The 22,172-nt window shown below is 72.8% G+C and carries 19 protein-coding genes and 1 pseudogene; 7 read left to right on the forward strand and 13 right to left on the reverse strand.

Annotation, left to right across the window (positions count from 1 at the left end):
• Nucleotides 1–154: 154 nt before the first annotated feature.
• From OG899_RS11615 to OG899_RS11645, 7 genes are all read right to left on the reverse strand, one after another.
• Nucleotides 155–952 carry a type III pantothenate kinase gene (locus tag OG899_RS11615; protein ID WP_125500076.1) on the reverse strand — a complete coding sequence of 266 codons (798 nt, stop codon included), beginning with the start codon at nt 950–952 and terminating at the stop codon, nt 155–157.
• 9 nt (nt 953–961) lie between these two features.
• A complete protein-coding gene (gene nadC, locus OG899_RS11620) occupies nt 962–1,942 on the reverse strand; it encodes a carboxylating nicotinate-nucleotide diphosphorylase (protein ID WP_125500075.1) in 981 nt (326 codons plus the stop codon).
• A 5-nt stretch (nt 1,943–1,947) separates the two neighbouring features.
• Entirely contained in the window at nt 1,948–3,681 is a 1,734-nt protein-coding gene (locus OG899_RS11625) for an L-aspartate oxidase (RefSeq protein ID WP_168132065.1), read from the reverse strand.
• Nucleotides 3,678–4,745, reverse strand: coding sequence for a pantoate--beta-alanine ligase (gene panC, locus OG899_RS11630; protein ID WP_406311015.1), 1,068 nt, complete (start codon nt 4,743–4,745; stop codon nt 3,678–3,680). Before panC ends, OG899_RS11625 begins: the two co-directional genes overlap by 4 nt.
• Complete coding sequence (locus tag OG899_RS11635) at nt 4,742–5,671, reverse strand: Rossmann-like and DUF2520 domain-containing protein (RefSeq protein WP_125499558.1); 930 nt, start codon at nt 5,669–5,671, stop codon at nt 4,742–4,744. The genes panC and OG899_RS11635 overlap by 4 nt, the downstream gene beginning before the upstream one ends.
• A 433-nt stretch (nt 5,672–6,104) precedes the next feature.
• Nucleotides 6,105–6,764, reverse strand: coding sequence for a response regulator transcription factor (locus OG899_RS11640; protein WP_125499560.1), 660 nt, complete (start codon nt 6,762–6,764; stop codon nt 6,105–6,107).
• Nucleotides 6,752–8,026 (reverse strand): sensor histidine kinase, encoded by a 1,275-nt coding sequence (locus OG899_RS11645; RefSeq protein WP_125499561.1) that lies wholly within the window; start codon nt 8,024–8,026, stop codon nt 6,752–6,754. Before OG899_RS11645 ends, OG899_RS11640 begins: the two co-directional genes overlap by 13 nt.
• Nucleotides 8,027–8,298: 272 nt before the next feature.
• Between OG899_RS11645 and OG899_RS11650 the strand changes: the two genes are divergently transcribed.
• Nucleotides 8,299–8,550 carry a hypothetical protein gene (locus tag OG899_RS11650; RefSeq protein ID WP_125499563.1) on the forward strand — a complete coding sequence of 84 codons (252 nt, stop codon included), beginning with the start codon at nt 8,299–8,301 and terminating at the stop codon, nt 8,548–8,550.
• A 562-nt stretch (nt 8,551–9,112) separates the two neighbouring features.
• On the opposite strand, the gene OG899_RS11655 is transcribed toward OG899_RS11650, so the two are convergent.
• Nucleotides 9,113–10,048 carry a CPBP family intramembrane glutamic endopeptidase gene (locus OG899_RS11655; protein ID WP_308293340.1) on the reverse strand — a complete coding sequence of 312 codons (936 nt, stop codon included), beginning with the start codon at nt 10,046–10,048 and terminating at the stop codon, nt 9,113–9,115.
• Between the two features lie 176 nt (nt 10,049–10,224).
• Between OG899_RS11655 and OG899_RS11660 the strand changes: the two genes are divergently transcribed.
• The gene (locus tag OG899_RS11660) at nt 10,225–11,490 is read left to right on the forward strand and encodes a low specificity L-threonine aldolase (RefSeq protein WP_125499565.1); all 1,266 of its coding nucleotides are present in this window, start codon (nt 10,225–10,227) and stop codon (nt 11,488–11,490) included.
• Here the strand turns inward: OG899_RS11660 and OG899_RS11665 are convergent.
• A complete protein-coding gene (locus OG899_RS11665) occupies nt 11,483–11,731 on the reverse strand; it encodes a hypothetical protein (RefSeq protein WP_125499567.1) in 249 nt (82 codons plus the stop codon). The two genes, OG899_RS11660 and OG899_RS11665, sit on opposite strands and share 8 nt — an antisense overlap.
• Before the next feature lie 261 nt (nt 11,732–11,992).
• Between OG899_RS11665 and OG899_RS11670 the strand changes: the two genes are divergently transcribed.
• A complete protein-coding gene (locus tag OG899_RS11670) occupies nt 11,993–13,099 on the forward strand; it encodes a DUF5937 family protein (protein ID WP_125499569.1) in 1,107 nt (368 codons plus the stop codon).
• Nucleotides 13,100–13,173: 74 nt separating this feature from the next.
• Here OG899_RS11670 and OG899_RS11675 read toward each other — a convergent pair whose 3' ends face one another.
• The 3 genes from OG899_RS11675 to OG899_RS11685 form a co-directional block, all read right to left on the reverse strand.
• Entirely contained in the window at nt 13,174–13,806 is a 633-nt protein-coding gene (locus OG899_RS11675) for an AAA family ATPase (RefSeq protein WP_125499571.1), read from the reverse strand.
• Nucleotides 13,807–13,847: 41 nt separating this feature from the next.
• The gene (locus tag OG899_RS11680) at nt 13,848–14,519 is read right to left on the reverse strand and encodes a response regulator transcription factor (RefSeq protein ID WP_125499573.1); all 672 of its coding nucleotides are present in this window, start codon (nt 14,517–14,519) and stop codon (nt 13,848–13,850) included.
• A gap of 141 nt (nt 14,520–14,660) precedes the next feature.
• The gene (locus OG899_RS11685) at nt 14,661–15,860 is read right to left on the reverse strand and encodes a sensor histidine kinase (RefSeq protein ID WP_125499575.1); all 1,200 of its coding nucleotides are present in this window, start codon (nt 15,858–15,860) and stop codon (nt 14,661–14,663) included.
• Between the two features lie 163 nt (nt 15,861–16,023).
• Between OG899_RS11685 and OG899_RS11690 the strand changes: the two genes are divergently transcribed.
• Entirely contained in the window at nt 16,024–17,094 is a 1,071-nt protein-coding gene (locus OG899_RS11690) for an SAM-dependent methyltransferase (RefSeq protein WP_373296034.1), read from the forward strand.
• On the opposite strand, the gene OG899_RS11695 is transcribed toward OG899_RS11690, so the two are convergent.
• A complete protein-coding gene (locus tag OG899_RS11695; RefSeq protein ID WP_125499578.1) occupies nt 17,059–18,210 on the reverse strand; it encodes an NADH-quinone oxidoreductase subunit D in 1,152 nt (383 codons plus the stop codon). The genes OG899_RS11690 and OG899_RS11695 overlap by 36 nt on opposite strands.
• Nucleotides 18,211–18,618: 408 nt before the next feature.
• On the opposite strand from OG899_RS11695, the gene OG899_RS11700 reads away from it, so the two are divergent.
• The 3 genes and pseudogenes from OG899_RS11700 to OG899_RS11710 all read left to right on the forward strand — a co-directional run.
• The gene (locus OG899_RS11700) at nt 18,619–21,129 is read left to right on the forward strand and encodes a hypothetical protein (RefSeq protein ID WP_406311016.1); all 2,511 of its coding nucleotides are present in this window, start codon (nt 18,619–18,621) and stop codon (nt 21,127–21,129) included.
• Nucleotides 21,110–21,754 (forward strand): pentapeptide repeat-containing protein, encoded by a 645-nt coding sequence (locus OG899_RS11705; protein ID WP_125499582.1) that lies wholly within the window; start codon nt 21,110–21,112, stop codon nt 21,752–21,754. The genes OG899_RS11700 and OG899_RS11705 overlap by 20 nt, the downstream gene beginning before the upstream one ends.
• Before the next feature lie 205 nt (nt 21,755–21,959).
• Nucleotides 21,960–22,058 (forward strand): annotated as a pseudogene (locus OG899_RS11710) (DUF397 domain-containing protein); the annotation flags it as partial.
• Between the last annotated feature and the right edge of the window lie 114 nt (nt 22,059–22,172).

The raw sequence follows: 22,172 nt of genomic DNA on the forward strand, positions 1-22,172 counted from the left end.
CCGACGATACGCGCTAATCGGACAAATTCGACACATGACGCGGCCTTGTGGCGCGCCGTTCCGCGCGGACGCAGGAACCGGAAGGGACGCCGGCAGGGGCAGCCGGGAGCGGGTGGCGGGGCCGCCGCCTCGGCCGGGCGGCGGCCCCGCGCGGTCAGAGCCGGGAGACGTTGCGCTCGTAGACCAGGCGCAGGCCGATCAGGGTCAGCCAGGGCTCGTGCTCGTCGATCACGGAGGACTCGCCCAGCACCATCGGCGCCAGGCCGCCGGTGGCGATGACCGTCACCTCGTCCGGGTCGTCGGACAGCTCGCGGGCCATCCGGTCGACCACCCCGTCGACCTGCCCGGCGAACCCGTAGACGACGCCGGCCTGCATCGCCTCGACGGTGTTCTTGCCGATCACGCTGCGCGGCCGGGCCACCTCGATCTTGCGCAGCTGGGCGGCCCGCATGCCGAGGGCCTCCACGGAGATCTCGATGCCGGGCGCGATGACCCCGCCGACGTACTCGCCGCGCGCGGAGATCGCGTCGAACGTCGTCGCGGTGCCGAAGTCGACGACGATCGCCGGGCCGCCGTACAGCTCGTTGGCGGCGACCGCGTTGATGATGCGGTCGGCGCCGACCTCCTTGGGGTTGTCGAACAGGATCGGCACGCCCGTCTTGACGCCGGGCTCGACCAGCACGGCCGGCACGTCGCCGTAGTACCGCCGGGTGACCTCGCGCAGTTCGTGCAGCACGGAAGGCACGGTGGCGCAGATCGCGATGCCGTCGATGCCGTCGCCCAGCTCGTCGCCGAGCAGCGGGTGCATGCCCATCAGGCCCTGCATCAGCACGGCCAGCTCGTCCGCGGTGCGGCGCGCGTCGGTGGAGATGCGCCAGTGCTCGACGATGTCCTCACCGTCGAACAGACCGAGGACGGTGTGCGTGTTGCCCACATCGATCGTCAGCAGCATCGGCGGTTCCTACTCCCCCGGTTCGCGCAGGTCGAGTCCGATGTCCAGGATCGGCGAGGAGTGGGTGAGGGCACCCACCGACAGGAAGTCCACGCCGGTCTTGGCGTAGGCGTGTGCCCGGTCGAGCGTGAGCCCGCCGGAGGCCTCCAGCAGCGCCCGGCCCCCGGCGATCGCGACGGCCTCCTCGCACTCGCCGGGCGTGAAGTTGTCCAGCAGGATCAGGTCGGCACCGGCGTCCACGACCTCGCGCAGCTGGTGCAGGGTGTCGACCTCGACCTCGATCGGCACGTCCGGGAAGGCCTGCCGCACCGCCCGGAAGGCCGCGGCGACGCCGCCGGCGGCGACCACGTGGTTGTCCTTGACCAGGGCGGCGTCCGACAGGGACATGCGGTGGTTGACGCCGCCGCCGCAGCGCACGGCGTACTTCTCCAGGCTCCGCAGGCCGGGTGTGGTCTTGCGGGTGTCGCGGACCTTGGCCTTGGTGCCCTCCAGGGCGTCCGCCCAGGCCCGGGTGGCGGTGGCGATGCCGGACAGGTGGCACAGCAGGTTCAGGGCGCTGCGCTCGGCGGTCAGCAGGTCGCGGGTGCGGGTGGTGACCGACAGCAGCTTCTGCCCCGCCTCGACCCGGTCGCCGTCCAGGACGTGCCGTTCGACCTCGAACGCGTCGGTGCACACGACCGACAGCACCGCCTCGGCGATGTGCAGACCGGCCACCACGCCGGCCGTGCGTGCGGTGAAGTCGCCGGTGGCCACGGCGTCCTCGGGGATGGTCGCCACGGTCGTCACGTCCACGCCGCCGGCCAGGTCCTCCTGGACGGTGAGGTGGGCGACGTCCTCGACCTCCACCGGGTCGAGGCCGGCGTCGGCCAGCAGCTGGGCGAGCGCGGGATCGAGCCCGCACTCCAGGTAGTCGTCGTCGCCCTCCGCGCCGCAGGCGCAGCCGTCGCCGCAGCCGGCGGACGGCACGAGGGGAAGATCGTCGGTGCTCACGGGTGTCACTGCTCCTGACGGGGGCGGGGCGCGGGGGCCTCGGGGCGGGTCGGGGGGAAGTCCGCGCTGTCCGTGGTGTGCACGGCCAGGCCGCGGTCCGGATTCAGACGTACCACGATGTGGCGGCGCCAGTGGGCGTCGTCCCGGTCGGCATGGTCCTCGCGCCAGTGACAGCCACGGGTCTCGGTGCGCATCCGGGCGGCGGCGACCAGGACGCGGGCGACGCACAGCAGATTGGTGGCCTCCCAGGCGTCCACCCCGGGCTCGGCGGTCTTGCCGTCGCCCTCCAGGGCGCCGAGGGCCTCGGCGTGCAGGCGTTCCAGCTGCTGTGCGGCGGTGGCGAGGGAGGCGTCGGAGCGGAGCACGCCCGCCCCCTCGGTCATGATCCGCTGGATGGTGAACCGGGTCTCGGGCGCGAGCAGCGGCTCGGCGGGCCGGCCGGTGTCCGGCAGCGGCCGCGGCGCACGCGGGGCGAGGGTGCCGTCGGCGTGTTCCCGGACGATGTCGGCGGCGATCCGCTCGGCGTAGACCAGGCCCTCCAGCAGGGAGTTGGAGGCGAGGCGGTTGGCGCCGTGGACGCCGGTGCAGGCGACCTCGCCGCAGGCGTACAGGCCGGGCACGGTGGTCCGGCCGTGGGAGTCGGTGCGGACACCGCCGGAGGCGTAGTGGGCGGCCGGTGCGACCGGGACGGGCTCGGTGACCGGGTCGATGCCGTGGGCACGGCAGGCGGCCAGGATGGTCGGGAAACGCTGCTCCCACATCGCGGCCCCGAAGTGCCGGGCGTCGAGGTACATGTGCTCGGCGTCCTGCTCCAGCATGCGCCGCAGGATGCCCTTGGCGACCACGTCGCGGGGCGCCAGCTCGGCCAGTTCGTGCCGGCCGGCCATGAAGCGGACGCCGTCGGCGTCGACCAGGTGGGCGCCCTCGCCCCGCACGGCCTCGGACACCAGCGGCTGCTGGCCCTCGGCGTCCGCGCCGAGGAAGAGCACCGTCGGGTGGAACTGCACGAACTCCAGGTCGGCCACCTCCGCGCCGGCGCGCAGGGCGAGCGCCACCCCGTCGCCGGTGGACACGGACGGGTTGGTGGTCGCGGAGAACACCTGGCCCATGCCGCCGGTGGCCAGCACCACGGCGGGCGCGTGCACCGCGCCCACCCCGTCGTGCCGGCCCTCGCCCATGACGTGCAGGGTGACGCCGGCGGCGCGCCCCTCGGCGTCGGTGAGCAGGTCCAGGACGAGCGCGTGCTCGATGGTGCGCACCCCGTGGGCGCGGACCGCCTCCACCAGGGCCCGGGAGATCTCGGCGCCGGTCGCGTCGCCGCCGGCGTGGGCGATGCGGCGGCGGTGGTGGCCGCCCTCACGGGTGAGGTGGATGCCGCCCGCCTCGTCGGTGTCGAACTGCGCGCCGGTGGCCATCAGCCGCCGCACCGCGGCGGGGCCCTCGGTGACGAGGATCCGCACGGCCTCCTCGTCGCACAGGCCGGCACCGGCGACCAGGGTGTCGTCCAGGTGCTGTGCGGGGGTGTCGCCCTCGCCGAGGGCGGCGGCGATACCGCCCTGCGCCCAGCGGGTGGAGCCGTCGTCGAGCCGGGCCTTGGTGACGACGACCGTGCTCAGCCCGGCGTCCTGGCAGCGCAGCGCGGCGGTCAGCCCGGCCACACCGGAGCCGACGATCACCACGTCGGCGTCGACGGACCAGCCGGGGGCGGGGGCGTGCAGCCGTATCCCGGTGCCGGTCACGAGACGGCTCCGGAGGCCTCGCCCGCTCCCCGGTGGGCGCCGAGAGAGCCGGGCTGCCCGGCGGAGTCCGGGGTGCCGGGGGCTCCGAAGGTCAGCGGCAGATTGTCGATCAGCCGGGTGGTGCCCACCCGGGCGGCCACGGCGATGATCGCCTCGCCGGTGTAGTCGTCGTCGATCTCGGTGAAGTCGGCCGGGTCCACCAGGGCCAGGTAGTCCAGCTCCAGCGGCGGGTCGAGCCGGGCGGCCTCGTCCAGGACCAGCCGGGCCGCGGCACGGACGGCGTCGGCGACCCCGGGGGACGCCTTGGCCACCGCGGCGGCGTCGGCGGCCGCGCGGGACTCCCCGAGGGCGCTGAGGGCCTCGGCCCGCGCCTGCGAGGACGGCACCTCCCGGGCCCGGGCGCGCAGTGCCTCCTGGGCGGCGAGCCGGTCCCGGCCCGCGAACAGGGCGCGGGACAGGGCGAGCGCGGTGCGCCGCTCCTGCGGGGACAGGTAGCGGTTGCGGCTGGACAGGGCCAGGCCGTCGTCCTCGCGGACGGTGGGCACGGCGACGATCTCCACGCCGAAGTTCAGGTCGCGCACCATGCGGCGGACCAGCGCCAGCTGCTGGGCGTCCTTCTGTCCGAACAGGGCGGCGTCGGGGCGGGTGAGGTGGAGCAGCTTGGCGACGACGGTGAGCATGCCGTCGAAGTGCCCGGGGCGGGAGGCGCCCTCCAGGCGCTGCCCCATGGGGCCCGCGGTGATGCGGACCTCGGGCTCGCCGCCCGGGTAGACCTCCTCGACGGAGGGCGCGAAGACCACGTCGGCGCCGGATATCCCGGCGAGCTTCACGTCGGCGTCCAGGGTGCGCGGGTAGCGGTCGAGGTCCTCGCCCTTGCCGAACTGCAGCGGGTTGACGAAGACCGTGACGACCACCTCGCCCTCGGGTCCGGCGATCTCGCGGGCGGTGCGGATCAAGGTGGCGTGCCCCTCGTGCAGCGCGCCCATGGTCATCACGACGGCCCGGCGGCCGGTGCGTGGGCGGGCGTGCAGGTCGGCGGCGGTGTGCAGGACAGTGGTGGTCATCGGGCGTCTCCCTCGGCGCCGTCGGTCCCGTTGGCGAGTACCCCGAGGAGATCCTCGGCGAGTTCCGGTTTCAGCAGCCCGTGGGCGAGCGCGCGGTCGGCGGTCGCGCGGGCCATCGCCAGGTATCCGGCGACGCTCTGCGGCGCGTGCCGGCGCAGCTCCCTGATGTGCGCGGCGACCGTGCCCGCGTCGCCGCGTGCGACGGGGCCGGTCAGGGCGGCGTCGCCGGAGCGCAGGGCGTTGTCGAGGGCGGCGCCGAGCAGCGGGCCGAGCATCCGGTCGGGGGCGGCGACGCCCGCCGAGCGCAGCAGCTCCATGGACTGGGCGACCAGGGTGACCAGGTGGTTGGCGCCGAGTGCGAGGGCCGCGTGGTACAGCGGACGCATCTCCTCGGCGATCCACTCCGGTTCGCCGCCCATCTCGATGACGAGGGCCTCCGCGGCCAGCCGCAGCTCCTCGGGGGCGGTGACGCCGAAGGAGCAGCCGGCCAGGCGCTGGACGTCGACCGAGGTGCCGGTGAAGGTCATCGCCGGGTGCAGGGCCAGCGGCAGCGCGCCCGCGCGCCGGGCGGGGTCGAGCACCTGCGTGCCGTACCGCCCGGAGGTGTGCACGAGCAGCCGGCCCGGGCGGACCGCGCCGGTCTCGGCGAGCCCGCGGACCAGGCCGGGCAGGGTGTCGTCGGGGACGGTCAGCAGCACCAGCTCGGCGCGCTGCAGCACCTCCGCGGGCGGCACCACCGGCACGCCGGGCAGCAGCTGTTCGGCCCGCCTGCGGGAGGCGTCGGAGACCGCGGAGACCGCGACCGGCCGGTGCCCGGCGAGCTGCAGGGACGCGGCCAGGACGGGGCCCACGCGTCCGGCGCCCACGACGCCGACGGTGAGCCGCGCGGGACGGTCCTGGGGATCTGGCTGTTGGCTTGTACTCACGCGACGGCGGCCTTCCCGTTCCAGTCCGCTTCGGGTACCGGACGATTTCTCGTCATGTTAACGCGAATTCCCGGGAGGCGATCCGGCCGTCCACAGGCTGTGGGTCGTCACGCGGGTGAAGGACGGCGGTCCGGTCGCGGGGAGGGACGCGGTCCGGTCGCGGGGGCGTCGCGGGCCGGTCGCACGGCGGGCCGCATTCCGGTCGCATGACGGGCCGCATTCCGGTCGCGCGGGGGGCGTCGCGGGCCGGTCGCACGGCAGGCCGCATTCCGGTCGCACGGGGGCCGCATTCCGGACGCATGACGGGCCGCATTCCGGTCGCGCGGGGGGCGCCGTGGTCCGGTCGCACGGCGGGTCGGTGGGGCGTGCGTCCTGCCGTGCCCGTCTCCGGTGACCGGGGCGCCTCCTGCGACCGGGGGTCCGGGCGGCTCGCTCACACCCGCCGCCGGCCCTCCTCCAGGTAGCGCAGGACGGCGGCAACCCTGCGGTCCACGCGATCGGTGGGGGCGAGGTCGAGCTTGGCGAAGATGTTGCGGATGTGCTTGTGGACGGCGCCCTCGGTGACGACGAGGCGCTCGGCGATGGCCGCGTTGCCCAGGCCCTCCGCCATCAGTTCCAGAACGTCGCGCTCGCGCGGGCTGAGCCGGTCCAGGCCGGAGTCCTGCCGGGTACGGGTCAGCAGCTGAGCCACGACCTCGGGATCGATCGCGGTGCCGCCGTCCGCCACGCGCCGCAGCGCGGTCAGGAACTCCTCGACCCGGCCGACGCGCTCCTTGAGCAGGTAGCCGAGCCCGTCGACCCCGTCGCCGAGCAGATCGGTGGCGAAGCTCTGCTCCACGTACGCGGACAGCACGAGCACAGGGAGCCCGGGGCGCCGCCGCCGGGCCTCCACGGCCGCGCGGATGCCTTCGTCGGTGTGGGTCGGGGGCATCCGCACGTCGAGGATGGCGACGTCCGGCCGGTGTTCCTCGATGGCCGCGAGGACCCCGTCGGGGGTGTCCGCGGTGGCCGTCACTTCCATGCCCTCGGCCCGCAGCAACAGGGCGAGACCCTCGCGCAGCAACGGGTCGTCCTCGGCGATCACGATCCGCATGGAAGTTCCACCTGAAGGGTTGTCGGGCCGCCCGGCGGGCTGGTCAGGGAGAGGGTACCGTCGTGCGCGGCGACCCTGCGGCGCATCCCGGTCAGCCCCGAGCCGCCGTTCTCGTCGGCGCCGCCGCGGCCGTCGTCCTGCACCCGCAGCCGCAGCCGGCCGCCCGCGCTGCGCACGGTGACGGTGGCCAGGCTCGCCCCGCTGTGCTTGGCGATGTTGGTCAGGGCCTCCGCCACGACGAAGTACGCGGTCGCCTCCACCGAGGCCGCGCACCGCTGGGGTACGTCGACGTCGATCCGGCAGGGCACCGCGCAGTTGGCGGCGAGCGCGGACAGGGCGCCCTCCAGGCCGCGGTCGTCCAGGACCGGCGGCAGGATGCTGCGGGAGACCGACCGCAGTTCCGCGAGGGCCTGTTCGGCGGCGGACTGGGCGCGCTCCAGCAGTTCCTCGGCGCCGGCCGGGTCGCGGGCCAGCATGCGGCGGGCGGCGCCCAGCAGCACGGTGACGCTGACGATGCGGTTCTGTGTGCCGTCGTGCAACGCCCGCTCGATACGGCGCAGTTCGACCGCGTGGGCGTCGAGCGCGGCCGCCCGGGTCGCGGTCAGCTCCGCCACCCGCCGCGACAGGTCGACCTCCGGCCCGGCGACCAGCAGCCGGCGTCCGGGCCGGGCCTGCACGCGGGCCATGCCCGGGGTGAGCCCGAGCGAGATGAGGACCCAGCTCACGCCGAGCAGCGACACGGACAGCGCGTCCGGCCAGGAGTGCGCGGTGCCCAGACCGATCGACGTCGCGGTGGCGTCCTCGGGTGCGAGGGGCCAGTACAGCGGGAAGGTGAGGTCGCGGACGGCGGCCGCGGGCAGCAGGGCACCGATCAGCCCCAGCAGCAGGCCCAGGGTGGCGTGCCGGACCAGCCAGCGCAGCTCCCGCCGGGTGGTGGGGTCGGCGAGCGCGGCCCGCAGCTCGGTGGGCGGCGGGTCGGGGGCGATGACCTCCTCGCCCCAGCGGCCGAGCCGGGCGCGCTCCCGGCCGGCCAGGGCGTGCAGCGCGCGCAGCACGGACGGCGCCATCAGCAGGCCGATCCCGACGAGGCTCGTCACGGCGGTCACGGCCACCCACAGCACCAGCAGCAGTGCGAGCAGCCCGGTGGACAGCCCGGAGGTGAGCTGCGCGATCCCGGCGCCGGCCCGCTGCATGGTCTGCAGGACGCCGTCCTTGAGCCCGGCGCCCTCGCCGGCCGGCGGGGCGTCCTGACGGGTGGTCATCGGTCTCCTTCCGTGGGGTCGCGTGGCGGGGCATCGGCGCCGCGGCTGTTGTGCGGGGGCGCCGGGTGCCGGGGCTGTCGTGCGGGGGCGGCCGCGCAGGCGGTGTCCGTGCCGACCCTAGGGCGCGCTCCCGTCCCCGGTCAGGGCCGAAGGGGCAGAAGTACAGCCTGCTGTACCCGGTCCGGGCGGCCTGCGGGATCGGAACGGAGCCCCGCGCGATCTAGCGTCGAAGACGTCACGAGACACCGCTCGGTTCGACAACGGAGGCTCTGATGACCGCGACCGACCCGTACCGCATCGCCGACCCCGCCCTCTCCTGCGCCGGCACCCGCCCGAACGCCGACGCCCCGGCCCGGACCGACGTGCTGCGCCTGGTGCTGTGGACCCTGGTCGTCATCAGCGCGGTCGGCAACATGGCCGCCTCGATCATGAACGCCGCCCTGTGGACGCACCTGCTCAGCGGCGTCGTCACCCTCGTCTGCGGGGGGACGCTCGTGGCACGGAGCGTGCGAGGACGCCGGTGACCTGGGCGTACTCCCGCCGAAAATCCACTTCCCCGCCGAACGGCGGGGTTTTTTCGTGCCCGGCTCGTGCCCGGCTCGTGCCCGGCTCTCGTGCTCGGCTCGTGTCCGGCCGGAACGTGCCCGCGGCGCGGCTGCTCCTGTCGCGCCTGACCACGTGGGCCGGGACGAACGACCGCCTCGGCACGATCGCGCGGGCAGCGGGCCGCGGTGCTGCCCGGGCCAAGCATCACCGACCGCCGCCCACGCGATGGGCGGCCCCTGCCCCGGCGACCCCGGACAGCCGTGGAAACACCCCGGACGGCCGGGACAGCCGGGAGACCCCGGACAGCTGTGCGGCCCCCGGACAGCCGGGAGAACCGACCGCAGCGCGGACCGGTCGGCGTGAACGACCGCAGCGCCGACCGGTCGGCGTATCCGTTCCCTCCGACCGGTCGGCGCGAGCACCCGGAGCCGAACGACGCGAGCACCCCGAGCCGAACAAACAGACGACGCAACGCCCGCGGGGAAGGGGAACGGCCGGAGCGACCGCATTCCCCTTCCCCGCGGGCGAGGTGCAGGAAGGTCACCGCAGGGGCGTCGCGCGCCCCGTCCCCAGGCGGCCCCGGGTGGCCACCAGGATGATCAGCGCCGCGGCGAAGGAGCTGACCAGGAAGGCGTGGGAGCCGTAGGCGGCGTCGGTGTGCGGGAACATGTCCGACCAGGCCGTGGAGATGAAGTTGTTGACGCTGGTGTGGGTCAGCATGACCAGCGGCATGCTCTCGCCGGTGCGGTTGAACACCCACGTCATGACGAAGCTGAAGGCGAGGGTGGTCGCCATGAACTCGGCCACCGGGGTGATGCCGTGCGCCGGGCCGCCCCAGTCGGTCAGGAACAGGGGCAGGTGCCAGGCGCCCCACAGGACGCCGACGACGACGGTGGCGAGCAGAGGACCGTAGCGGCGCTGCATCCGGGGCATCGCGAACTCGCGCCAGCCGGGCTCCTCGGCCAGACCCGTGGTGATCATCTGCAGCACCAGACCGGGCAGGAAGGCGGCGAGGACGGCCGCGGACGGCATGACGGGCGACTGCTCGGTCAGGGCGGTGGTGGCCAGGGTCAGCGCGGCGGGCACCGAGACGACGACCACGAGGTACCAGAACCAGCCGACCTTGAACCGCATCATGCGCCGGCGCCAGCTGCGCAACCCCTCACGGCCTTCGCATGCCACGGTCACCGTGAGCGCCGAGGCGATCGGTCCGAGATAGGCGCCCGGCAGCACGCCGAGCAGCTGACTGCCCAGGTCCCCGCCGGGGAAGGTGACGTTCCAGGCGCCGATGCCGTTGTGGGACAGGATGTACGGCGTCCAGGCCAGCCAGCTGAGCGCGAAGGCCAGCACGAAGAAGGAGACCAGCGGGGCCCGGCGGAGCAGGGCTCCCGGCCCGCGTCCCGGCTCCTTCCGCCCGGGGTGCTGGTGCGGGGCGAGCGGACGGGCGGCCTCGACAACGGTGCTCTGCGGGTTCACCGGAACTCCTTCAAGACGTCTCGCTTGACGTTCAACTGACGGAAAAAGCACACCAGTTGAGCCGCTCGAAGTCGCTGCCGCGCACACCCCGATTCCAGGTACAGCAGGCTGTACGCCGGGCCTCCCGCCCTCGGGAATCCCCAGGTGGACCATGGCCCGCGCCGGGCGGGGAAGGCATGATCCCCGTCATGAGCGACGGCACGGAACAGACCGGCACGGCGGAACGGAACGGCATGAACGGGGCGGCGGAGCCGGACGGGCCGGCGTCCCGAGACGCACCGCTGAGCGAGAAGGAGCGACGCATACGGCTGGGGGAACGGCGCAAGGCCGCGCAGCGCGAGGCGCGACGGGTGCTGGCCCGCCCCGGGACCCAGGCGACGCTGCGTGAACGTCTGGCCCTGCTGGAGCAGGCGCAGGACGTCCACGACCTGGACAAGCCCGCGGACGTCTACGGCGACGGCGTCGTCGCGGCCCTGGAGGAGAAGGTCGCCGCGCTGCTCGGCAAGGAGGCCGCCGCCTTCTTCCCGACGGGCACGATGGCCCAGCAGGTGGCGCTGCGCTGCTGGGCGGGCCGGACGGGGAACCGGGCCGTCGCGCTGCACGCCCTGGCCCACCCCGAGGTGCACGAACGCAACGCCTTCAGCGAGGTCAGCGGTCTGCGCCCGCTCCGCCTCACCGCCGAGGAGCGTCCGCCGACCGCCGAGGAGGTGCGCGACCTCGAGGAACCCTTCGGCACGCTGATGCTCGAACTGCCCCTCCGGGACGCCGGTTTCGTGCTGCCGACGTGGGAGGAGCTGACCGCCGTCGTGGAGGCGGCGCGCGAGCGGGAGGCGGTGGTGCACTTCGACGGCGCCCGCCTGTGGGAGTCCACCGTCCACTTCGGCCGCTCCCTCGCCGAGATCGCGGACCTGGCCGACAGCGTGTACGTGTCGTTCTACAAGTCCCTGGAGGGCTACGGCGGTGCCGCGCTGGCCGGTCCGAGGACGCTGATCGAGGAGGCGACCGTCTGGCGGCACCGGTACGGCGGCCAGGTGTACCAGCAGTTCCCCACAGCCCTGTCCGCGCTCGTCGGCCTGGAGCGGCAGCTGCCCCGGCTGCCCGAGTACGTGGCGCACGCCCGCGTGGTGGCCGCCGCACTGCGGGAGGGGCTGGCCGAGGCCGGCCTGCCGTGGGTGCGGGTGCACCCCGAGGTGCCGCACACCCACGACTTCCAGGTGTGGCTGCCGTACGACGCCGACGAGGCGGCCGAGGCGGCGGTGCGCACGGCCGAGGAGACCGGGACCCTGCTGTTCTCCGGCAGCTGGCGCCGCAAAGGCCCGGGGGTGTCCGTCACCGAGGTCATGGTGCGGGCCGCGGGCCTGGAGTGGACGCCGGCGGACGTGAAGGAGGCGGCCGCGCAGTTCGTCGCGCGGTTGCGCGGTGCCGGTCCCGGCATCAGGTAGCTCCGCTCCGGCGGCCGCTGCCGTCCCGGTGGGCGGCCCGGCTGGGCAGCAGCCACCGCCAGGTCCGGGCCGGCCGCCTCCGTCGGCGGACCGGGCGCCCCGCGACGACCGCATCGAACTCCCGGCGGTCCCGCCACTCGCGGACGAGCTGCCACTCCTCGGTGCCGGGCGCGGGCGGGGCGGGCTCGCCCCGGCACTGCGCCCGGTAGGCGTCGAGAAGGTACTGCTGGGTGAGATTCATGGCGTCTCCTGGGCGCCCGTGCCGGGCACGGGTCGACGACCTGGGGGTGGGGTGTGCGATGCGGGACGGTGCGCAGGTGCGCAGTGCTCAGGTGCGCCCCGTGCACAGGTGCGCACAGGGACGGCCGCGGATCCGGGAGCCGGTCGGCGCGGCTGCCCCGGTCGTCCCAGGCTGCGCCGGCGGGGCCGGGAACGTCGCGTCGATTGACGGGCGCCGTCAATCGACGGCCGGGGTGCCGGTGACACCGTGCACCATGGGGCCATGAGCGTCACCATCGACGTCACGGGGCTGCGCCCGGAGCGGGTCGCCGTGGCGCCCTCGCCGCTGGCCGAGCTCGGCATGGCGCTGCACACCCTGTCCGAGCCGGGCCACCACCCCCGCCTGCAGGGCTGGGTGGCGGGCGTGACCGCACGGCTCGACCCGCACCTGGCCGACCGGATGTGCGAGGCCGAGTTCCTGTGGCGGACGACGTTCTCCGATCTGTTCCTGGCGTGCGCGGGCCTGCCGGGCGGCGCCCCGCTGCCGGGCCGGACCCTGGCCGCGGACCTGGACCTGCTCGACAAGCTGTCCGACGAGCAGTTCGTGGCCGCCGCGTTGGAGTTCACCAGCGCCCTGCCCTGCGACTCCCCCGGCCCCGGCCCGCTGGCCGACGCCGGGCTGCGCCGCCGCGCCCTGAAGCTGGCCGCGGCGCGCGGGCCGCGGCAGCTGCGCTTCAGCGAGCGGCTGCTGGCCGAGCCGCCGAGGATCCGGGCCTGGCTGCGGGAGTTCCTGCTCGACTGCGACGAGGCGTTCTTCGCCGAGAGCTGGTCCCGGCTGAGCGGGCAGCTCGCCGCGGACGCCCGCCACAAGACGGAGCTGCTGCGCCGCAAGGGCCTGGCTCAGGCGCTGTCGGCGGTCTCCCCGGCGGTGACGCTGGACGAGACGGCCGGGCGGATCAGCGTCGACAAGATCAGCGGGGGCCGTACGGCCACCGGGGACGGCGGCCTGCTGCTGGTGCCCACCCTCCTGGGGTGGCCTCATCTGCTGGTGGTGCACCGGTGGGGCTGGCAGCCGGTGCTGCACTACCCGGTGGGCGCGCCGGACCTCGCCGCCCCGCCCTCGGTGGAGCAACTGACCCTGCGGATGACCGCACTGTCCCACCCGGTGCGGATGCTGCTGTGCCGCAGCCTGGCCCGCAGCGCGTTCACCACCAGTGAGCTGGCCCAGGCGCACGGCATGACGGCGCCGGAGGTGTCCCGGCACCTGGGCGTGCTGAGGAAGGCGGGCCTGGTGACCACCCGGCGTCGGGGCCGGTACGTCCTGCATCAGCTGGACGTGGCGATGGTGGCCCGGCTGGGCCACGACTTCCTGGAGGGCGTGCTGCGCTGAGCGCGACGGCTCCCGCGGGCCGGAGGATCGACGGGCCGCCTGGCGGGCCGCCCGATGCGGTGTCCGACCGTCCGTCAGTCGATCCGGATGTGCCGGACGCCCACCGCCGCCTGCCGCAGGCGGGTGCGCACCCGGCCCTCGTGGTTGGGGCGCAGCGTCAGTCCGGCCAGGACCGCTATCCGGTCGGCGGTCTTCGGCACCGTGAAGCCGTCCGTCCACAGATGCTCGGCGAACTCCGGCTCCCGCAGCCGCCGCAGGCAGTGGTCGAGCTGCCGCACCGCCCAGCTGTCCCCGCCGGTGCCGGCGCCCTTGCCGGTCACGGCGCGCACGGCACGCCCGAGCCGGCGTTCCCTGAGCCGCCTCAGCACCGTCTCGCGCTCGGCGAGCAGGGTGAAGTGGCGTACGTCGTGGCCGAGCTCGCGCAGCCGGCCCACGGTCTCGGCGAAGCAGTCGGAGTCGGTGACGGTCATCGGGGCGATCACCACGCCCTCGTGCCGGGTGAGGACCAGGTCGAGCACCTCGACCACGCCCTGCCGCCAGGCGGCCAGGTCGCGGAAGTCGCCGCGCAGGGCGGGCGGCAGCATGCGGTGCAGGCCGAAGCCTGCGTGCTCGGGATCGCAGATCACGCTGCCGGGCAGCCGGCGGTGGATCTCGTGTGCGGTCTGTGTCTTGCCGCCCCCGAAGGGGCCGTTGATCCACAGGAGCATGCGCGAACCCTACCGACGGCGCCCGGCCCGGCACAGGCCCTTCAGCCGCGGCCGCCCACGCGCACCAGGCCCGTCTCGTAGGCCATCACCACCACCTGCACCCGGTCCCTGAGGCCCAGCTTGGTCAGGATGCGGCCCACGTGGGTCTTCACGGTCGCCTCGGACAGCACCAGCCGCGCGGCGATCTCACCGTTCGACAGGCCCTGCGCGACCAGCACCATCACCTCCCGTTCGCGGTCGGTGAGCCGCTCCAGCTCCTTGTGCTGGGGTTCGCGGCCCGTGGACGGCAGCATCGGCGCGAACCGGTCGAGCAGCCGCCGGGTGGTGGACGGGGCGACGACGGCGTCCCCGCTGTGCACGGCACGGATCGCGGCGAGCAGGTCGCCCGGCGGCACGTCCTTGAGCATGAACCCGCTCGCGCCCGCCTTCAGGGCGGAGAAGGCGTACTCGTCGAGGTCGAAGGTGGTCAGGATCAGCACCTTCGGCGCGTCCGGATCCGCGCAGATCCGCCGGGTGGCCTCCACCCCGTCCAGCTTGGGCATGCGGACGTCCATCAGGACGACGTCCACGTCCGTGGTCGTGAGCGCCTGCAGGGCCTCGACGCCGTCGCCCGCCTCCGCGACGACCTCCATGTCGGGCTGGGCGGCGAGCACCATCCGGAAGCCGGTGCGCAGCAGCGCCTGGTCGTCGACGAGCATCACGCGGATCGTCATCGAGGTCCTTTCCGTCGTGTCGTGCGCGGGTCACGGTCGACGTGACAGGCGCCGACAGGGTCGCAGGGGTCGCACGGGGTGTGCGGCGGGCGTCTCGGTGGGGCGGTTCGAGGCGTCTCGGCGCTCGGGGTCGGGAGCATCTCAGTGCACCGGTTTGAGCGGCAGCAGGGCACTGATGCGGAAGCCTCCCCCCGGGCGGGGGCCCGCGTCCAGCGTGCCGCCGACCATGCCGACGCGTTCCCGCATGCCGATCAGCCCGTGGCCCTGACCGTCGAGACCGCCCTCCTGGTACAGCTCCTGCGGGGCGCCCTTGCCGTCGTCCTCCACGAGCAGGCCGAGCCCGTCGTCGAAGTACACCAGCCGCACGCTGGCCCCCACGTCGGGACCGCCGTGCTTGCGGGTGTTGGTCAGGGCCTCCTGCACGATGCGGTACGCGGTCAGCTCCACGCCGCTGGGCAGCGGGCGCGGGGTGCCCTCGATCCGGAAGTCGACGGACAGCCCGGAGCCGCGGCACTGCTCGACCAGGTCCTTGATCTGCGCCACGTCGGGCTGCGGCACGTACTCGCCGCCCTCCTGGTGCTCGCCGGTGCGCAGCACGCCCAGCAGCCGGCGCATCTCGGCGAGGGCCTGCCGGCCGGTGGAGGAGATGGTCGCCAGGGCCTTCTTCGCCTGGTCGGGAGCGGTGTCCAGGACGTAGGCGGCGCCGTCGGCCTGCACCACCATCACCGACACGTTGTGCGCCACCACGTCGTGCAGCTCGCGTGCGATCCGGGCACGTTCGGCGGCCACCGCCACCTTGGCCTGCGCCTCGCGTTCCTTCTCCAGCCGGGAGGCCCGCTCCTCCAGCTGCGCGAAGTAGGCGCGGCGGGTGCGCATCGAATCGCCCAGCACCCAGGCCAGGGCGAACGGCACCGTCTGGAACAGGGCCATCGCGATCTGTCCGGCGGGGGTCACGTCCTGCTGCGGCCAGCGGATCTGCGCCACGGTGGCCGCGCACAGCCCGCCGCCCAGCGCCAGTCGTGAGGCCCAGCGGGCCCCGATCGCGGCGGCCGTGTAGATGATCACCAGCAGCGCGAAGTCGGCGACCACCGCCCCGATGTCGAGGACCAGCTGTGCCAGCCCGGTCGCCGCCGCGAGCAGCACCATCTTCTCCGGCATGCGCCGGCGCAGCGCGACGACCACGCACAGCACGAAGGACACCCCGACCGCGCCCCACCCGTGCCGGCCCGGTATCCCCTCCAGGCTCCACGCCGTCATGCAGGACAGCCCGAGCAGCACGAGGGCCCAGAAGCCGTCGACCCACGTCGGGTGCCTGCGGAGGAACTCGTAGAGGCGCTGCACGTCACCCAGCGTAGGGAAGCGCGCCGGGCACCGGGGTCAGCCGGAGGGCCGATCCGGGTCCGCCGCTCCTACTCCGCAAGGTGGAGGCGGCCGCCCGCCGCACGCCCCCGGGCGGGGGCGAGCGGACGACACGGCGTCCGGGACGCCGCCTAGGCTGGTCGCCGTGGCGGTGAGCAGCGAGGACGGCGAACGGCGCGGCTGGCGGGCGGCGGCCGAGGAGGCGCTGTACGGGCCGGAGGGGTTCTACCGGCGGCCGGAGGGGCCTGCCGCGCACTTCCGCACCTCGGTGCACGCCTCGCCGCTGTTCGCGGGCGCGGTGGCGCGGCTGCTGTGCCGGGTGGACCGGCTGCTGGGCCGCCCGGCCCACCTGGACTTCGTGGACATGGCGGCCGGGCGGGGCGAGCTGGCCACCGGGGTGCTGGCCGCGCTGCCCGGCGAGGTGGCCGCCCGGGTGCGGGTGCACGCCGTCGAGATCGCCGGCCGGCCGGCGGGCCTCGATGCCCGGATCGCGTGGCGCGAGAAGCCGCCGGAGCGGATCCGCGGGCTGCTGTTCGCCAACGAGTGGCTGGACAACGTGCCGGTGGACGTGGCGGAGACGGACCGGGACGGTGTGCCCCGGCGGGTGCTCGTCGGACGGGACGGCAGCGAGCGGCTCGGCGAGCCGGTGGCGGGCGCGGACGCGGACTGGCTGGAGCGCTGGTGGCCGCTGCCCGCCGAGCCGGGGCTGCGGGCCGAGATCGGCCTGCCCCGGGACACCGCCTGGGCCCGGGCCGTCTCCCGGCTCGGCCGGGGGCTGGCGGTGGCCGTGGACTACGGGCACGTCCGTGGTGCGCGGCCCCTGTACGGCACGCTCACCGGCTTCCGGGACGGGCGCGAGACGGCGCCGGTGCCGGACGGCTCCTGCGACATCACGGCGCACGTCGCCCTGGACGCCTGCGCCGCCGCACCGGCCGGCCTGACCGGTGCACGCCTGCTCACCCAGCGGGAGGCCCTGCACGCCCTCGGCGTCACCGGCGCCCGCCCGCCGCTCGCCCTCGCCACCGAGCGCCCGGCGCAGTACGTGCGTGCCCTGGCGCGCGCCGGTGAGGCGGCGGAACTCACCGCTCCCGGCGGCCTGGGCGACTTCGGATGGCTGCTGCAGCCGGTCGGGCTGCCGGACGGCGCCGAGGTGCTGCCGGACACCGACGACGGGGCGAAGCTATTTGTCGATGTCCCCGACGACGAAGAACAGTGAGCCCAGGATCGCCACCATGTCCGCCACCAGTGTCCCCGGCAGCAGCTCGGTGAGCGCCTGGATGTTGTTGAACGACGCCGAGCGCAGCTTGAGCCGGTACGGGGTCTTCTCGCCCTTGCTCACCAGGTAGTAGCCGTTGATGCCGAGCGGGTTCTCGGTCCAGGCGTAGGTGTGCCCCTCGGGTGCCTTGAGCACCTTCGGCAGCCGCTGGTTGACCGGGCCGGGCGGCAGCTCGGCCAGCCGGTCCAGACAGGCGTCGGCCAGGTCGAGCGCATTGTGGGTCTGCTCCAGCAGGCACTCGAAGCGGGCCAGGCAGTCGCCCTCCTGCCGGGTGACCACCCGCAGCACGTCCCCCAGCTCCCCGTAGGCCAGGTACGGCTCGTCGCGCCGCAGGTCGAAGTCGACCCCCGAGGCGCGCGCGATGGGCCCGCTGACGCCGTAGGCGTGCACGGTCCCGGCGTCGAGCACGCCGACGCCCCGGGTGCGCCCGCGGAAGATCTCGTTGCCGAGGACCAGGTCGTCGAAGACGTCCATGCGGGAGCGCACGGCGGCCACCGCGGCCCGCGCCCGGGCGGGCCACCCGGCGGGCAGGTCCTCCTTCAGGCCGCCGACCCGGTTGAACATGTAGTGCATCCGGCCGCCGGAGACCTCCTCCATGACGTTCTGCAGGACCTCCCGCTCCCGGAACGCGTAGAAGACCGGCGTGATGCCGCCCAGCTCCAGCGGATAGGAGCCGAGGAACATCAGATGGTTGAGCACCCGGTTCAGCTCGGCGAGCAGCGTGCGCAGCCACACCGCCCGCTCGGGCACCTCCATGCCGAGCATCCGCTCCACCGCCAGGACCACGCCGAGCTCGTTGGAGAACGCCGACAGCCAGTCGTGGCGGTTGGCCAGCACGATGATCTGCCGGTAGTCGCGGGCCTCGAACAGCTTCTCCGCGCCGCGGTGCATGTAGCCGATCACCGGCTCCGCCCGCGTGATCCGCTCACCGTCCAGCACCAGCCGCAGCCGCAGCACCCCGTGCGTGGACGGGTGCTGGGGCCCGATGTTGAGCACCATGTCGGTGCTCTCCGCGGCGCCGCCGATCCCGACCGTGGTCTGGGTCGTAGGAGTCATGTACCCAGTTTCTCGTACGTACGCTTGGCCTGTGGAAACGGGGAGCCTCCAGGCGGGGCGGACACGTGAGGACCAGCCGGTGTGGCAAGCGTTGCCGCCGGGACTGCTGAGGATGCGCCGGTTGCTGCTGGTGCTGTGGGCGGCGCTCGCAAACAGGACGTCCGCACCCACGGAAACCCGTACGCCGAGGCGGACGCGCACACCCCCGGCACCGCGGGCGCACTCCGCGGCGGAATCCTCCTGCCCGGCCCCTCCCCCACCGGCGCCGCACCGAGCTACGGCGGCCCCGGAAAGCGCAAGCGCCGCGCCCCGCACGCCAGCTGACGTTCCATAACCCCGTTTGTATGATGGTCCGATCTTGAGCAGGTCGGTCCGGATCAGCAGACGGACAAACGGGGGCAGTGAGACGTGATCAAGCCGGAGGAGATTCCGCAGTTCACGGGGGATCTGGAGCTGCTGGAGCAGGATTACGCGGCGCTGAAGGCGGATGCGGGTCATGTCCGGGACACGGGCCGGGATGTCCACAACCGTTTCCAGGGATTGTCGGCGTACTACACCGCTCCGGAGGCGGAGCAGCTGTTCGCGACGACGAAGCCGGTCAAGGACCGCGCGGACAGTTTCGCGGACGGTCTGGAGACCGTCTCGGGGGCGCTGGCGGGGTATGCGACGGAGATCCGTCCGCTGGTGAAGAAGCTGGAGCAGCTGAAGCAGGAAGCGACGACCTTCGTCAATTCCGTCAAGGACGATGACGACTGGGAGTACGACGGGGACAAGGTCGCGCATCACAACCGGATCCGGGACGAGGTCACGCGGACGGTGGCGGCGTTCTGGGCTGCGGAGCGCACCTGCCACAACAAGATCACCGCTCTGTGGCACGGTACGCAGATGGTGGCCGGGGACGGTTCGGACAAGAAGAACCAGTACGGCTTCGACGCGGAGGACCTGAAGAACGCCAAACTCCCCTGGGGTGACCCGGTGGAGGAGAAGCATCACTGGTACGAGGTCGGCCACTGGGTCAAGTCGTTCGTGTGGGACGGCCTGATCGTGGACGGAGTGTGGGGGACGATCAAGGGCCTGGGGACGCTGGTCGGTTTCGGTGGCTGGGAGGCGATGGGGCAGGCGTGGAAGGGCCTGGCCCAGCTGGCCACGGGGCTGGCGATCTCGTCGATCCCGGGTGTGGGGGCGATGTTCTGGGCACTGCCCGACGACAAGCTGCCCTCGTGGATCCGTGACTCGCGCACCGCGATGAAGGAGACGGGCAAGGCGCTGGTGGCGTGGGACGAGTGGGGCAAGAACCCCGCCCGCGCCGCGGGCGCGGTCACCTTCAACGTCCTCACCACCGTCTTTACCGGTGGTGCGGGGGGTGCTGCGTCGGGTGCGGGCAAGGCCGGCGCGGTCGCGAAGGTGCTGTCCGCGGCGGGCAAGGCCGGCAAGGTCATCGACCCCATGACCTACGTCAGCAAGGCCGCCGGAGCCGGTCTGTCGAAGATCGGTGACATCGCCAAGGGCCTGAAGGGCATCGGCAAGATCGACATCCCCAAACTGCCCGACAACGCGATCACCCTGCCCGAGGGCTCGCTGAAGCTCCCGGACGGCACGGTCCACCTCCCCGAGGGTGCCCCGATCCCCGAGGGCGCGACCAAGCTCCCGAACGGCACCATCGAGCTGCCGCACGACACCCCGGTGCTGCCCGAGGACACGACGAAACTGCCGAGCGTGGACGGCTCCCCGGCCCAGTACATGGACCCGCACGGCAACCTCCTGGACCACCAGGGCAACCTCGTCCAGCACGCCGACCAGGCCCCCACCGACATCGTCGACAAACCCCACCCGGACGCGGACACCCCGGCCGCTGGTACGGACACCCCCCACACCCCGTCCCCGGCCAAGGAACCGGCCCTGGTCGGTGCCGGCACCCACACCGCCGAACAGGCCGGTGAGCACATACGCCTGGGCGACAGCACCGGTGGCGACCTGGGAGACGTGGGCCGCACGGCGGACACAGGAGCGGTGCACGTGGGTAGCGATGTACCAACGGTTCACGCCGGGGAAGACCACGTCCCGACGGTCCACGCAGGCGGCGGCGACGGCCTGCCCGGAGGCCGCCACACAACCGAACACGTCCCCGGCGGGCACGCAGGCGACCACCTGCCAGGCGGCAGCGCCCACGAACACGGTGCAGGTCCCTCCGCCAGCCACGAAGCCCCGTCAGGAGGGACCGACGAGCGTACGGATGCACCGGGGAGCGGGGGCCATGAGAGTCACAGCAGCGGACAAAGCGGTTCTGAAACTTCAGGTGGCAACTCGGAAAGCACGACTGGCAGCGGCGACACGGTAGGCGCGCACAATGGCGTCGAAGGTCACGATGCCGATGGCCTGATCGGATCGGACGGACCTTCAGGGATACGCGAGAACCAACCTCTGCCGGAGTTGACGCCAGAGGAGAAAGCCGCTCACTGGGAGCACCTGGACGAGGTGGAGCGGCGGCATCCCGAAGACTTCGACCAAATGCAGCGCGATCCGGACAAGAACGGAGGAATCTCCGAACCCTCAAAGGATGAGGCCCGCGTGGGCTTGGACCTGCGCGAACAGGGGCGCCTTCCGGACGATATCCGTCGACCGCCAGCTCCCGACATGGGAGAGTTCTACTCGCCAAGTACAGGACAACACTACGATATTAAGGGTGTCCACTCGGACTGGCCCCCCTTCAATAACGTGCGGGACAAATCTCAACCGTTCCGAGGCGCATATAATCCCGCCAAAAACCAGCGGTGGGTGAATAAGCTCGCTGAGCAAATCGTAGACAAAGGAAGAACTGTTATCCTGGACGTCAGAAACGCGAACCAGGCAGCGATTGACGACATCAAATCAATCGTCGAAAAGAACGGCTGGGAAGACAATGTCATCTGGTACCCGTAAGGGATGGGCGCCGACAAGGTTCCCTACTCATGCAGCTGCAATTGAGCGCCTACGTGAGTGGATCGAAGTCGGGGAAGGTGGCCTCGACGCGGTAGGCCTCGACTTCAGCGAGGCGGATCTGTCAGGCGGCGACTTCGCAGAGTCATGGTTCACCGACGCCAATTTGAAAAACGTGCGGCTTGTACGTGCAGAGCTTTACCGTTCGGACATGCAAGGGGCCGATCTAAGCGGAGCCGATCTTACAGAGTGTTCGCTTGTGCGGGTGAACCTCGACGACGCGATCCTGCGGAACGTCACGCTGGACGGTGCCAACCTGGTAAAAGCATCGCTCTATGATGTCGACGCCGTAGGGGCCAAATGTCGAGGGACCCAATTTATGGGGTCGTCCCTCATTGGTGTCGACTTTCGCCACGCAGACCTAAGCAACTCAGTATTCGATCATAATTCTTTCCGGGTGACGCTGGACAAGGAGACCAAGCTAGAGGGCGCTTTGGGCTCTGTTATCGGCCCCGTCGCGCTCGTTCACGAGGGTTCTTCTCGCGAGTTGGGCGGTCCGGAACTCGAGCAATGGATCAGGAGCCGGGGCGGGAGTATTCAAGTTGTAAGCCCGGCCCGCCAGGGATAGGCTATCGAATCCCTTTCACGGGTCTCGGCGTCGCCTGCCTCGATGGGGCTCTCTTGCCGTAGAGAAGGACAGCGATATACCACCGGACAAACCGGCAGCCCTGCATCGCTCTATGGCGGCGCCAGCCCAGGGCGCTCCTGGAATACGCCTGGATAGGTGAGATCGTGTACTGACACCACCTCGCGAACGAGGAGGACAACGGGACTCCCACATAGCCGTCCGCGACTCCAAAACCCCCGCCCGCGCCACCCTCACCTTCCTGGCACACGCCTTCACCGCCTTCATCGGCACACTCAAGAATCCCCCCGTCGAAGGATGCCCTTGCGCACCCGCATTGACCGCCACGCGTTCCGTCCGGGGTCGTGGGTGGGCGAGTACGACACCTGAGCCGCGCAGGCGAGCAGCGCCGCCGGTCCAT

The sequence above is a fragment of the Streptomyces thermoviolaceus genome, from assembly GCF_045209695.1.
In the GTDB taxonomy this organism is placed as follows: domain Bacteria; phylum Actinomycetota; class Actinomycetes; order Streptomycetales; family Streptomycetaceae; genus Streptomyces; species Streptomyces thermoviolaceus.

Excerpts from the sequence above, each read along its gene's own strand:
- OG899_RS11650 (WP_125499563.1), top strand. The coding sequence starts at position 8,299 with ATGACCGCGACCGACCCGTACCGCATCGCCGACCCCGCCCTCTCCTGC.
- OG899_RS11670 (WP_125499569.1), top strand. The coding sequence starts at position 11,993 with ATGAGCGTCACCATCGACGTCACGGGGCTGCGCCCGGAGCGGGTCGCC.
- panC (WP_406311015.1), bottom strand. The coding sequence starts at position 4,745 with ATGACCACCACTGTCCTGCACACCGCCGCCGACCTGCACGCCCGCCCA.
- OG899_RS11680 (WP_125499573.1), bottom strand. The coding sequence starts at position 14,519 with ATGACGATCCGCGTGATGCTCGTCGACGACCAGGCGCTGCTGCGCACC.
- OG899_RS11695 (WP_125499578.1), bottom strand. The coding sequence starts at position 18,210 with ATGACTCCTACGACCCAGACCACGGTCGGGATCGGCGGCGCCGCGGAG.
- OG899_RS11615 (WP_125500076.1), bottom strand. The coding sequence starts at position 952 with ATGCTGCTGACGATCGATGTGGGCAACACGCACACCGTCCTCGGTCTG.
- OG899_RS11645 (WP_125499561.1), bottom strand. The coding sequence starts at position 8,026 with ATGACCACCCGTCAGGACGCCCCGCCGGCCGGCGAGGGCGCCGGGCTC.
- OG899_RS11705 (WP_125499582.1), top strand. The coding sequence starts at position 21,110 with ATGTCATCTGGTACCCGTAAGGGATGGGCGCCGACAAGGTTCCCTACT.
- OG899_RS11665 (WP_125499567.1), bottom strand. The coding sequence starts at position 11,731 with ATGAATCTCACCCAGCAGTACCTTCTCGACGCCTACCGGGCGCAGTGC.
- OG899_RS11660 (WP_125499565.1), top strand. The coding sequence starts at position 10,225 with ATGATCCCCGTCATGAGCGACGGCACGGAACAGACCGGCACGGCGGAA.
- OG899_RS11675 (WP_125499571.1), bottom strand. The coding sequence starts at position 13,806 with ATGCTCCTGTGGATCAACGGCCCCTTCGGGGGCGGCAAGACACAGACC.
- OG899_RS11640 (WP_125499560.1), bottom strand. The coding sequence starts at position 6,764 with ATGCGGATCGTGATCGCCGAGGACGACCCGTTGCTGCGCGAGGGTCTC.